Source organism: Kitasatospora sp. NBC_01302 (assembly GCF_035976515.1).
In the GTDB taxonomy this organism is placed as follows: Bacteria; Actinomycetota; Actinomycetes; order Streptomycetales; family Streptomycetaceae; genus Kitasatospora.
In genome coordinates, this window is the sequence record NZ_CP108404.1 from 7,482,400 (window position 1) to 7,494,451 (window position 12,052).

Sequence of the window (12,052 nt, forward strand, 5' to 3'; positions counted from 1 at the left end):
GCGTCAGGTGGTCGCGAGGCGGAACGCCAGGCTGCCGAACGCCACCTGGTCGCCCGGCTTGACCCGCACCCCGCCGGTCACCCGGTGGCCGTTGACCAGGGTGCCGTTGGTCGAGCCGAGGTCGTACAGCACCCAGCCGTCCGCACCCAGGCGCAGCTCGGCGTGCTGACGGGAGACCGAGTGGTCGCTCAGCCGCAGGCCGCAACCGGGTGCGCGGCCGATCCGGACGGCCGGCTGACCCTGCTGGGGCAGTGTCAGGCCGGGCAGCCGCTCGGTCCGCCAGGCCTCGCGCAGCCGCACGGTGAACGCCGACAGGCGCCCCACGGTGCGCAGCGCCAGCTGGGCCAGGCGCCCGTCGGCACGCAGGTCGGCGAGCACCGCGTCCAGCTCGGCCGAGCTGCGCGCGGTCAGCACCAGCTCCATCCGGCGCATGAAGGTGTCGTGGGACAGTCGGCCCTGCCCCGCGCCCTCGCGCAGCAGCCCGAGGGCGTGCTCGCGGTCGGCCTCCGAGGGGCGGGCCGAGGCGTCGGCGGAGACCGCGCCGGTGCAGGGCTCGAGAGCGCTCATGAGGTCGATTCTCGGGCCCGGTGGGCGGCGGTGTCCAGAAAGCGGGGGACGGGAACCGCGGGGCCCGGTACGGCAGTCCAGCAGGTGGGGGCGGAGGGTCGGGGCCGCCACCGGGCGGTGGTCGGCTCGGACCTGACGGGGGCGTGCCGGGAGGGTCGCACGGCGCGCGCGGCGCCTGTGCGCGGGGGCGGGGGTACGCCGCCGCGGTGTGTGCGCGGGATCAAGCGGGTGCGAAGTGACGTGACGTCAGATCTTGAGGAATGAGGGGTCGGGCCCGGGGGGTACCACCTCGGATGGTGCCGGGGCGCTCGGTGCGTCGGGGTGCGTCGGCGAGCCGGCCGCCCCCGTGCGGGGGCGGCCGGCACCGTCCGGCGCGGACGCTGCCGGGTTCGCCCCAGGGTCGGACAAGCCCTAGGTCAGGGGGAATCGTGATCATCTGGGTCAACGGGACATTCGGCGCGGGCAAGAGCAGCGCCTGTCGCGAGCTGGTCGAGCTGCTGCCCGGCAGTACGCTCTTCGATCCGGAGCAGGTCGGCGACGCGCTGCGCCGGATCCTGCCGGCCCACCGGCTGGCCGAGGTCAGGGACTTCCAGGACCTGCCGGCCTGGCGCCGGCTGGTCCCGGAGGTGGCGGCGGCCGTGCTGGCCGAGGTGCCGGGCACCCTGGTGGTGCCGATGACGCTGCTGCGCGAGGACTACCGGGACGAGATCTTCGGCGCGCTGGCGGCCCGCGGCCTGACCGTGCACCACTTCGTGCTGCACGCTGAGGAAACGATCCTGCGCGAGCGGATAGCGCACAGCGAGGAGTATCCCGGCGACCCCGAGGCGAGCGAGCAGTGCCGCCGCTGGCGCTTCGCCAAGCTGCCCGCCTACCAGCGGGCGCAGTCCTGGCTGCACCGCGACGCCCGGGTGCTGGAGACCGGCGGGCTGACGCCCCTCCAGGTCGCCCGCACGCTGGCCGCCCTGGTCAAGGAGGGCGCCGGGCACTGCCCGATCGTGCGGGCCGCGGACTCGGCGGACGACACCGTGGCCGCGGCCGTGCTCTTCTTCGACGAGGACGACCGGGTGCTGCTGGTCGACCCGGTCTACAAGCCGGACTGGGAGTTTCCCGGCGGCGTGGTCGAACGCGGCGAGGCGCCGACCCTGGCGGCCGTCCGGGAGGCGGCCGAGGAGCTGGGCCTGAACCTGGCCCCGGAGGCGCTGCGCCTGCTGGCCGTCGACTGGGAGCCGCGCTCCGGGGTGCGCCGCGGCGGGATGCGCCTGGTCTACGACGGCGGACACCTGACGGCCGGCCAGCGGGCGGCGCTGCGGCTGCCGCCGGACGAGCTGCGGGACTGGCGCTTCGTGACCCTGGGGGAGTCGCGCGAACTGCTCTCGGCGGGCCGCTACCGCCGCCTCGCGGTGGCCCTGGAGGCACGCGGGGTCGGTGCCCCGCGCTACCTGGAGGCGGGCCGGCCGGCGGCGCAGGGGTAGGGCCCCGGACCCGGGCGGGCCGGCGGCGCGCGGTGGCGGCAGGATGGGGGCATGCCGTTCACCTTCAGCCACCCCGCCGCCGTGCTTCCGCTGCTGCGCGGGCTGCGCGCCCGCGGCCCGCTGGTCGCCTCGGCGCTGGTGGCCGGGTCGATGGCGCCGGACCTGCCGTTCTTCGCCGCCTCCGTGCGCCCCGGGCTCTACGCGGCGGGCGGGCTGACGCACCGTTGGTGGGCGGTGCCCACCCTCGACGTCGCGCTCGCGGCCGGTCTGGTGGGCGGTTGGCACGCGGTGCTGCGCCGACCGCTGCTCGACCTGCTGCCGCCGCCCTGGGCCCGGACCGCCGATGCCGCCACCGCGTGGCGCCCGGCGGCGGGCGGGGTCCGTGGCCGGGCGGGGTGGTTCGCGCTCTCGGCCGCGCTGGGCGCGGCCAGCCACGTCGGCTGGGACGCCTTCACCCACCCGGGCCGGGCGGGGGTGCGGCTGCTCCCGGTGCTGGAGCGGCGGGTGGCCGGGGTGCCGCTCTGCACGGTGGCCCAGTACGGCGGTTCGGCGCTCGCGCTGGCGGCCCTGGGCGGTTACCTGGCCCGCGAGCTGCGCCCGGCGGAGACGGCTCCGGCCGCCGTGGCGGCCGCGCCCGCCGTGACTGCCACGACCGTCACGCCCGCCGCGACCGCCGGGTCGGCCCGGCGCCGCGCGCTGGTCGCCGTCGCCGGGGTGGTCGGGGCGGCGCACCGGGTGCGCCACGCGCGTCGGGTGCGCGGCCCGGGCGGCCGGCCCGATCTGATCGCCGACCTCTGCTTCGGCGCCGGCGCGGGCGTCCTGGCCGCCGCGGCCGCTCTCGGCGCGGCCCAGCGCCTGGGCCTGGCCGGCGACCCCGCCCCGGCTGCGGGCCCGGCGGCCGCCGGGGCGGGGTGAGGGCCGGTCAGCCCTGCCAGGCCTGCGCGTAGCGCTGCAGGAACAGGGCCTCGGAGAGCGCCATCCGCTCCAGCTCCTGCGGGTCCAGGCTCTCGTTGACCGCGTGGATCTGGGTGGTCGGCTCCTCCACGCCGATCAGCACGATCTCCGCCTGCGGGTAGAGCGTGCGCAGCGTGTTGCAGAGCGGGATCGAGCCGCCCTCGCCGGCCACCACCATGTCCACCCCGTACGCCTCCCGCATCGCCTCGCCCAGCGCCTCGTAGGCCGGGCCCGAGGTCTCGGCGAGGAACGGGGAACCGCTGTGCAGCCGGGTGACGGTGAGCTGGACCTGCCACGGGGCGGCCTGCTCCAGGTGGGCGACCAGGGCGTCCTGCGCCGTCCCGGTCGACATGCCGGGCGGCACCCGCAGGCTGACCTTGGCCTTCGCCGCGGCCTGCACCGAGGAGGTCGAGCCGATCACCGAAGGCACGTCGATGCCGACCACGGTGACGGCCGGGCGGGCCCAGAGCCGGTCGGCGACGTCGCCGGTGCCGACCAGCTGCACGCCCTCCAGGACCTGGGCGTCGGCGCGGAAGCGGTCCTCCGGGTAGCTGACGCCGGGCCAGCTCTGGTCGGCGGGCAGCCCGTCGATCGCGGTGGCGCCGTGCTCGTCGTAGAGCGAGGCGAGGATCTTCAGCAGCGCGGCCAGCGCGTCGGGGGCGGCGCCGCCGAAGGCGCCCGAGTGCAGGTTGCCGGCCAGCGTGCGGACCTCCACCGACACCTCGGTGATCCCGCGCAGCGAGGCGGTGGCGGTCGGCAGACCGGCCGCGAAGTTGCCCACGTCGCCGATCACGATCGCGTCCGCGGTGAGCAGATCGGGGTGGGCCAGCGCGTACTGCTCCATCCCGCCGGTGCCCTGCTCCTCGGAGCCCTCCACGATCACCTTCAGGTTGACCGGCAGCTGCGGGCCGCCGCTGGCGCGCAGCGCCCGAAGGGCCGTCAGGTGCATCAGGATGTTGCCCTTGCAGTCCGCCGCGCCGCGTCCGTACCAGCGGCCGTCGCGCTCGGTGAGCTGGAACGGCGGGGTGGTCCAGGCGTTCTCGTCCAGCGACGGCTGCACGTCGTAGTGCGAGTAGAGCAGCACGGTCGGCGCGCCGGGCACCCCGGTCAGCTCGCCGTACACGGACTGCGTGCCGTCGGGGGTGTCGATCAGCCGGACGCCGGTCAGGCCCTCGGCGCGCAGCGCCTCGGCCACCCAGTGGGCGGCCGCCTGGCACTCCTGCTCCAGCCCGAGCTCGGGGTCGGCGATCGAGGGGAAGGCCACCAGCTCGGCCAGCTCGTCGTGGGCACGGGGCATCAGGGCGCGGACGGCGGTGGCGAGATCGGACGAGGGCTGGGTCATAACGGGCTCCGGAAGCGTCGGCTGGTCGGTCTGTCGGTCGGTCTGCGGGTCGGACAGGCTGGTCGGTCTGTCGGTCGGACGGGCTCGTGGTCGGGCTGGTCGGTGGGGCTGGTCGGTCGGCTGGAGCACCGGTCGGATGCCGGTGCTCAGTGCGCGATCGAGCATAGGCGCAGCCCCGGGCGGCGATGCCGCGCCGGGCTGTCGCTGGTGGCGAGGGCGGTGCGCCGGGCCGCGCCGCATAGGATGACTCGACGTGAGAGACTCCGGTACCGCGCCCGAATCGAGCCTGCCCAGCGACCTGACGACCGTCGAACCCGACGCCCGGGCCGAGCCGGTGGCGGCTGAACCCGAAGCCGACCCCGAAGCCGAGAACACCGCCCCCGACCCGCTCGACGGCGTCTGGGACGTCGTCGTGGTCGGGGCCGGCCCGGCCGGCGCCTCGGCGGCGCAGGCCGCCGCCGCGCAGGGCCGCCGGGTGCTGCTGCTGGACAAGGCCGAGCACCCGCGCTACAAGACCTGCGGCGGCGGCATCATCGGGCCGTCCCGGGACAGCCTGCCGCCCGACTTCAAGCTGCCGCTCCAGGACCGGGTGCATGCCGTCACCTTCGCGCTGAACGGCCGGTTCACCCGCACCCGCCGCTCCCGGCGGATGCTCTTCGGCCTGGTCAACCGGAGCGAGTTCGACCTGCGCCTGGTCGAGTCGGCCCAGCAGTCCGGCGCGGTGCTGGTGACCGGGGTGACCGTCACCGGCGTGGAGCAGCAGGGCGGTGCGGACCGCCGCACGGTGGCCGTGACCCTGGCCGACGGGCGCGCGGTGCAGGCGCGCGCGGTGGTCGGTGCGGACGGCAGCGCCAGCCGGATCGGGCGGCACGTCGGGGTGACCTTCGACCAGATCGACCTGGGGCTGGAGGCCGAGATCCCGGTGCCCGAGCGGGTGGTGCGGGCCTGGGAGGGCCGGATCCACCTGGACTGGGGCCCGCTGCCCGGCAGTTACGGCTGGGTCTTCCCGAAGACCGACTCCGGCACGCTGACCGTCGGGGTGATCTCGGCACGCGGCGACGGCGAACTGACCAAGCAGTACCTGGCGGACTACATCCGCCGGCTCGGCCTGGCCGGCTTCACCCCGGCCGTCGAGTCCGGCCACCTGACCCGCTGCCGGGCCGAGGACTCGCCGCTCTCCCGCGGCCGGGTGCTGGTGGCCGGCGACGCGGCCGGGCTGCTGGAGCCGTGGACCCGCGAGGGCATCTCGTACGCGCTGCGCTCGGGCCGGCTGGCCGGGGAGTGGGCCGTCCAGGTGGCCGAGGCCGACGGCCCCGGCGAGGTGCGCCGCCAGGCCCTGAACTACGCCTTCGCGGTCAAGGCGGGCCTGGGCGTGGAGATGCGGGCCGGCAAGGTGATGCTGGCGGCCTTCGAGCGCCGGCCGCACCTGTTCCACCTGGCGGTCTGCACGATCAAGCCGGCCTGGGGGGCGTTCGCCCAGACCACCCAGGGACACACCACCTTCGCCCAGATCCTGCGGCAGTACCGGGCCGCCCGGCGGCTGGCCGCGATGGCCGCGCGGTAGGCAGTGCCCGCCGCGTACTCCCGGGGGAGTACGGGTGACCACCCCGGTCGGCTGACGTGCGCCGGGGCCCGCCTCGCCTAGCCTTCCGGCATGAGCCCTACCGGCAGCAGCGAGCGCGGTACCCGGGGCCTCTTCGGGGGGCTCTCCGGCGGACCGCCGTGGGCCCGCGGCCCCGGCGGTGGCCCGGGCGGCGGTCTGCCGGTCCGGTCCTCGGCGCTGGTCGCCCTGCTCCAGCTGGTGGGCACCGCCGGCGAGTGGCGGCACCAGGCCTCCGGGCGGGTGCCGCTGGATGCGTTCGGCTACCTGCTGCTGGTGGCCGGCCCGGTGCTGCTGGTGCTGCGCCGGCGGCGGCCGGTGGCGGTGGTGGCCGGCACCGCCGCGGTGACGCTGGTCTACCTGGCGGCCGGCTACCCCTACGGTCCGGTCTTCGCCAGCTTCGTGGTCGCCTACTGCGTGGCGGTGTGGAGCGGGCACCGGCGGGCGGCCGTGCTGAGCCTGCTCGCCCTCTACGGCGGCCACCTGCTGCTCGCCTTCGCGGTGCCGCACGGCTGGCTGCGCGGGGCGGGCGCCGGGGGCGGCGGCTGGCCGGAGTTCGGGCTCGGCCTGGTCGCGCTGCTGCTGGCCGCCGTCGCCGAGCTGCTGCGGATCCGCCACGAGCAGGCCGCCGCGCGCCACGCCGCCCGGCAGGCCGCTGCCCGGCGCCGGGCGGACGAGGAACGCCTGCGGATGGCCCGCGAGCTGCACGACATCCTGGCGCACAGCATTTCGCTGATCCATCTCCAGGCCGGGGTGGCGCTGGAGCTGATCGACGACCGGCCCGAGCAGGCCAGGGCCGCGCTGGTCACCATCAAGGCGGCCAGCAAGGAGGCGCTGGGCGAGGTCCGCCAGGTGCTCGGCACGCTGCGCGGGCCCGGCGACGCGGCGCCGCGCCGACCGGCCCCGGGCCTGGACCGGCTGACCGAGCTGACCGAGCAGGCCGCGCACGCCGGGCTGACCGTCACCGTGCGCACGGTGGGCGGGCCCCGGGAGCTGCCCGCCGGGGTGGGGCTGGCCGCCTTCCGGGTCGTCCAGGAGGCGCTGACCAACGTGATCCGGCACTCGGCCGCGCGCCGGGCCGAGGTGCTGCTGGACTGGAGCGAGCCCGACGCGCTGACCGTGCAGGTGGACGACCCGGGCCCGGCCGCCGCGCCCGAGGCCGGGGAGCCGGCCGGCGGCGGCAGCGGGCTGGCCGGGATGCGCGAGCGGGCCGCCGCCCTCGGTGGCACGCTCACGGCGGGGCCGCGCGAGGGCGGGTTCCGGGTGCGGGCCCTGCTCCCGACGCGCGGCGAGGGCTCGGCCGCAACGAGTGCGCGGGAGGCGCGATGATTCGGGTGCTGCTGGCGGACGACCAGGTGCTGGTCCGGGCGGGCTTTCGGGCGCTGCTGGACGCGCAGGGCGACATCGAGGTGGTGGGCGAGGCGGACGACGGCGCGGCGGCGGTGGCGCTGGCCGCCGAACTGCGCCCCGACGTGGTGCTGATGGACATCCGGATGCCCGGCCTGGACGGGCTGGAGGCCACCCGGCAGATCTGCGCCAGGCCCGACCTGGCCGGGGTCAGGGTGGTGGTGCTGACCACCTTCGAGCTGGACGAGTACGTCTTCGAGGCGCTGCGCGGCGGGGCGGCCGGGTTCCTGGTCAAGGACACCGAGCCGGCCGATCTGCTGCGCGCGGTGCGGGTGGTGGCGGGCGGCGACGCGCTGCTCTCGCCCGGGGTGACCCGCCGGCTGATCGGCGAGTTCGCGGCCCGCTCCAAGGCACCCGGGCGGCCGGGCGCACCCGGGCTCGCGCTGCTGACGGAGCGCGAGCGGGAGGTGCTGACGCTGGTCGGGATGGGGCTCTCCAACGACGAGATCGCCCGCCGCCTGGTGGTCAGCCCGCTCACCGCCAAGACCCATGTGAGCCGGGCGATGGTCAAGTCGGGGGTGCGCGACCGGGCGCAGCTGGTGGTGCTGGCCTATGAGAGCGGGCTGGTCCGGCCGGGCTGGCTGGGCTAGGCCGTGTCCGGTGGACCGGTCAGCCGGCCAGTTCGTCGCCCAGCGCGGTGCGCAGGTAGAGCACCGAGCGGCCGTGCCGGGCCCGGCTGACCAGCCGGGTGGCCAGCAGCACCGCCAGGTGCTGGCTGACCGCGCCCGGGGTGACGCCCAGTCGCAGCGCCAACTCGGTGGTGGAGACGGGCTCGTGCAGCAGGGCGAGCAGGCGGGCCTTGGGCGCGCCGAGCAGCTGCTCCAGCGCGCGCGAGGTGCTCGGCCGGTCCAGCGCGCCTGCCATCGAGCCCTGGCCGCGGGCGGGGTAGGCGATGGCGGGCGGGTACTGGTCGCTGATGAAGGTGTTGGCCGAGCGGATGAAGCAGCTCGGGGTGAAGACCAGGCCGCGCCGGTCGACCCGGATGTCCCGGCCGGCGACGTCCCGCCCGCGGCCCCAGCCGCGGTCGATCGTCAGCACCCCGTCCCCCCAGCGCAGCCGCTGGTCCAGCTCGCTCAGCAGCACGCCCACGCCGTGCTGGGCCAGGGTCCGGGCACGGTGCACGATGTCGGCCTCCAGCACCGAGCGGGCGCGCGGCCACCAGTGCGGGGCCAGGCAGTTCTCCCAGTACTCCTCCAGCGCCGGGCAGATCTCCTCCAGCAGCCGGGCGGGCTCGGCCAGCCGCTCGGCCAGCGGCGTCGGCAGCCGGCCGTCGTGCGGCAGGAAGGCGCGCTCCAGCTCGACCCGCAGGGTGGCCGGGTCGGTGGCCCGCAGCACGCCCAGCTCGGACCGGAAGCTGGGGGCGGGGCCGGCCGGCCGCGGGGTCAGGAAGTCGGCGACGTACCGGTTGCCCGCGATCAGCGAGCACAGCAGCCGGCGGCTCTCCAACTGCTCGAAGTCCGGCCGCAGCCGGCGGAACCACGCCTGCTGCGCCGGGTAGCTCGCCGGGTGCGTCCACATCCGCAGGCTCAGCACCGTCTCCTGGAGCGGTGAGCAGGCGAAGGAGACCGCGGCCAGATCCGCCAGGCCGAGGTGGAACCGGTACATAGCGACCCTTCGCTTCAGGCTGGAGCTAAATCAATACCGAAGAGTACGGACCGTGGGCTGAGATCGTGTCATGACGACGACAACCTCGGCCGCCGCGCCGGCGAGCACCATCCGCCCCCGTGGCCGCCTGTTGCCGGGCGATCCGGTCATGCGGCTGCTGAGCTGGACCACGCTGGTCAACGCGTTCGGCAACGGCCTGTTCTACACGGTCAGCGCGCTCTACTTCACCCGGATCCTCGGCTACGGCGTCGGCCAGGTCGGCGTGGTGCTGACGGTGGCCGGGCTGTGCGGGGTGGCGGCCAGCATCCCGGCCGGGCGGGCCGCCGACCGCTGGGGCAGCAAGCGGGTGCTGATCGCGCTGGTGGCCGCCGAGGGAGTGGGGACCATCGGCTACACCCTGGTGCACGGCCTGGCCGCCTTCGCGCTGCTCGCCTGCGTGGTGACCGCGGTCGACCGGGGTACCACCACCACCCGCAGCGCGCTCTACGCCGAGGTGCTGACCGCCGATCAGCGGGTGGCCGGGCGCGCCTACCTGCGGGCGGTCACCAACGTGGCGATGGGCCTGGGCTCGGTGCTGGCCGGCGTGACGCTGCAGCTCGACAGCCGGGCCGCCTACCAGGCGACGGTGCTCGCCGACGCGCTCAGCTTCGTGCTGGTGGCGCTCGTCCTGCGGCGGCTGCCCGGGCGCTCGGCCGCCGCCGCGGCCGCGGCCGACGAGGCCGCCGCCGCACCCAGGGCCGAGCGCCGCAACCCCGCGCTGCGCGACCTGCCGTTCCTCGCCCTCACCGGCCTGAACGCCGTGCTCACCCTGCAGTTCGCGATGCTGGAGATCGGCATCCCGCTGTGGGTCGTGCGCGACACCCACGCGCCGCGCTTCCTCGTCGCTGCCGTCATGATCGTCAACACCGTGCTGGTGGTGCTCTTCCAGGTCCGCGCGACCAAGGGCACCGAGGAGCCGCGTCTTGCGGCCCGGGCCTGCCTGCGCGGCGGGCTGCTGCTGGGCGCGGGCTGTGCGGTGGTCGGGCTGGCGCACGGGCTGCCGGCGGTGCTCGCCTCGGTGGTGCTGGTGCTCGGCGTGGTGATCGAGGGCGGCGGCGAGGTGCTCACCCAGGCCGGCGGCTGGGCGCTCAGCTACGACCTGGCGGGGGACCGCGCGGCCGGCGCCTACCAGGGCGTCTACAACGCCGGCATGGCCGCCGCCCTGATGGCCGGACCCGCGCTGATCACCCTGGGCGTGGTCGGCCACGGGCCGCTCGGCTGGCTCGCCTTCGGTGCCCTCTTCGCCGCCGCGGGGGCGGCGATGGGGCCGGTCACCCGCTGGTCGCAGCGCGTCGCCGGGTGAGAGCCGGCGAGCGGGCCGCCGGGTGACCCGATCGAGCGCGGTGGGCCGGGGCGGGTCTGGTGATCGCCGGGTCCGGCGTGCCAGAGTCTTCCCAGCCCGAGCGATCCACCCTCAGATCGCCTGTCGGATACCGGAAAGCAGGTCCCACCCGATGACCAGCGCAGCACCCTTCGTCCGCGTCAGCACGGCCGGTGCCGTCACCACCCTGGAGCTCGACTCCCCGCACAACCGCAACGCGCTGTCCACCCGGCTGATGGCCGAGCTGGCGCAGGGGCTGGAGCAGGCCGCCGCCGACCCGGCGGTGCGGGCCGTGGTGCTCGGCCACACCGGCACGGTGTTCTGCGCGGGCGCGGACCTGTCCGAGGCCACCGGCGCCGACCCCACGGTCGGTCCGCGCGGGCTGGTGGACATCCAGCGCGCCATCGTGGACTGCCCCAAGCCGGTGATCGCCTACGTCAACGGCCACGTCAGGGCGGGCGGGCTGGGCCTGCTCGGCGCCGCGGACCTGGTGATCGCCGGGCCCGCGACCACCTTCGCCTTCACCGAGGTGCGCCTCGGGCTGGCCCCCGCCGTCATCTCGCTGCCGCTGCGCCCCAAGCTGGAGCCGCGTGCGGCCGCCCGCTACTACCTGACCGGCGAGACCTTCGGCCCCGTCGAGGCGGCCCGGATCGGCCTGGTCACGGTGGCCGCCGCCGAGGTCGACGAGGCCGCCAAGGCGCTGGCCGAGGTGCTGGCGGCGCTGCGGCTGGCCTCCCCGCAGGGGCTCGCGGAGTCCAAGCGGCTGGTCAACGCCGAGGTGGTGCGCTCCTTCGAGCAGGACGCGGACGCCCGGGTCGAGCAGTCCGCCCGGCTGTTCGGCTCCGCCGAGGCGCAGCAGGGCATGAAGGCCTTCCTGGAGCGCCGCCCGGCGCCGTGGGCGGTCGACGCGCCGTAGGGCGGCTCCGGTCCGTGTGACCTTGATCGCCCCGGCGGTCCGCGGCCGGTGGGCGGCGGCTACGGTGTGCGCATGCCGAACGCCGCCGCCCTGCTCGCCTCCGTCCGCTCCCGGGCCCGCCGCGCCGCCGGGCGGGCCGTGCACCAGGGCTGGCGCTGGGTGCAGGAGTGCGGCGCGGTCTCCAACCAGAACCCCGGGCCCTACCGGTTCCACACCCTCGGCGACGGCAGCAAGCTGGCCTTCCCGCTCGGCACCGTCTTCAACGAGCAGTCGATAGCGATCGGGCCGTTCTGCATCATCGGCGAGCGGGTCACCATGTCGGCGGGCTTCCTGCCCGGGCTCGACCTCGGCCCCGAGCCGGTGATCACCATCGGCGGCGGCTGCGTGATCGGCCGCGGCAGCCACCTGGTGGGGCACCAGTCGATCGTGCTCGGCGACGACGTGTGGACCGGACCGAACGTCTACATCAGCGACCAGGCCCACGAGTACCGCGACACCACGCTGCCGATCGGCAAGCAGTGGCCGCGCAACGAGCCGGTGGAGATCGGCTCGGGCAGCTGGATCGGCACCGGCGCGGTGATCCTGCCGGGTGCCCGGCTGGGACGCAACGTGGTGGTCGCGGCGGGCTCGGTGGTGCGCGGCGAGGTGCCCGACCACAGCGTGGTGGCCGGCGCGCCCGCCCGCGTGGTGCGCAGCTTCAGCGAGGTGGAGGGCTGGCAGCCGCCGTTCCGCAACGACCCGCCGAGGCCGCTGCCGGACGGCGTGACCGCCGAGCAGCTGCGGGCGCTGGTGGGCTGGGACCTGCGTCCGCCGACCGAAGGCTGAGGAC

General features: G+C 76.1%; 11 protein-coding genes. 8 read left to right on the forward strand and 3 right to left on the reverse strand.

Going from position 1 to position 12,052, the window contains the following annotated elements; translation table 11 throughout:
• Window positions 1-3: 3 nt before the first annotated feature.
• Window positions 4-567 carry a DUF1707 and FHA domain-containing protein gene (locus tag OG294_RS32800; RefSeq protein ID WP_327070177.1) on the reverse strand — a complete coding sequence of 188 codons (564 nt, stop codon included), beginning with the start codon at window positions 565-567 and terminating at the stop codon, window positions 4-6.
• A 428-nt stretch (window positions 568-995) separates the two neighbouring features.
• Between OG294_RS32800 and OG294_RS32805 the strand changes: the two genes are divergently transcribed.
• Window positions 996-2,039: an NUDIX hydrolase gene (locus tag OG294_RS32805; protein ID WP_327070178.1), complete on the forward strand. Its 1,044-nt coding sequence runs from the start codon at window positions 996-998 to the stop codon at window positions 2,037-2,039.
• A gap of 51 nt (window positions 2,040-2,090) precedes the next feature.
• Window positions 2,091-2,954 (forward strand): DUF4184 family protein, encoded by an 864-nt coding sequence (locus OG294_RS32810; RefSeq protein ID WP_327070179.1) that lies wholly within the window; start codon window positions 2,091-2,093, stop codon window positions 2,952-2,954.
• A 7-nt stretch (window positions 2,955-2,961) separates the two neighbouring features.
• Here OG294_RS32810 and OG294_RS32815 read toward each other — a convergent pair whose 3' ends face one another.
• On the reverse strand, window positions 2,962-4,335 hold the full coding sequence (locus tag OG294_RS32815; protein WP_327070180.1) for a dipeptidase: 1,374 nt from the start codon (window positions 4,333-4,335) through the stop codon (window positions 2,962-2,964).
• A gap of 334 nt (window positions 4,336-4,669) precedes the next feature.
• Between OG294_RS32815 and OG294_RS32820 the strand changes: the two genes are divergently transcribed.
• The 3 genes from OG294_RS32820 to OG294_RS32830 all read left to right on the forward strand — a co-directional run bounded on the left by OG294_RS32820 (window position 4,670) and on the right by OG294_RS32830 (window position 7,932).
• Window positions 4,670-5,899, forward strand: a complete 1,230-nt coding sequence (locus OG294_RS32820; RefSeq protein WP_442789375.1) for a geranylgeranyl reductase family protein — start codon at window positions 4,670-4,672, stop codon at window positions 5,897-5,899.
• Window positions 5,900-5,989: 90 nt separating this feature from the next.
• Entirely contained in the window at window positions 5,990-7,264 is a 1,275-nt protein-coding gene (locus OG294_RS32825) for a sensor histidine kinase (protein ID WP_327070181.1), read from the forward strand.
• Entirely contained in the window at window positions 7,261-7,932 is a 672-nt protein-coding gene (locus OG294_RS32830; RefSeq protein WP_327070182.1) for a response regulator transcription factor, read from the forward strand. The genes OG294_RS32825 and OG294_RS32830 overlap by 4 nt, the downstream gene beginning before the upstream one ends.
• A 19-nt stretch (window positions 7,933-7,951) precedes the next feature.
• Here the strand turns inward: OG294_RS32830 and OG294_RS32835 are convergent, their stop codons facing one another.
• Window positions 7,952-8,947, reverse strand: coding sequence for an ArsR/SmtB family transcription factor (locus OG294_RS32835; RefSeq protein WP_327070183.1), 996 nt, complete (start codon window positions 8,945-8,947; stop codon window positions 7,952-7,954).
• 70 nt (window positions 8,948-9,017) lie between these two features.
• On the opposite strand from OG294_RS32835, the gene OG294_RS32840 reads away from it, so the two are divergent.
• From OG294_RS32840 to OG294_RS32850, 3 genes are all read left to right on the forward strand, one after another.
• The gene (locus tag OG294_RS32840; protein WP_327070184.1) at window positions 9,018-10,289 is read left to right on the forward strand and encodes an MFS transporter; all 1,272 of its coding nucleotides are present in this window, start codon (window positions 9,018-9,020) and stop codon (window positions 10,287-10,289) included.
• A 151-nt stretch (window positions 10,290-10,440) separates the two neighbouring features.
• Complete coding sequence (locus tag OG294_RS32845; protein ID WP_327070185.1) at window positions 10,441-11,223, forward strand: enoyl-CoA hydratase family protein; 783 nt, start codon at window positions 10,441-10,443, stop codon at window positions 11,221-11,223.
• Window positions 11,224-11,295: 72 nt separating this feature from the next.
• Entirely contained in the window at window positions 11,296-12,048 is a 753-nt protein-coding gene (locus tag OG294_RS32850; protein ID WP_327070186.1) for an acyltransferase, read from the forward strand.
• The last annotated feature ends 4 nt before the right edge of the window (window positions 12,049-12,052 follow it).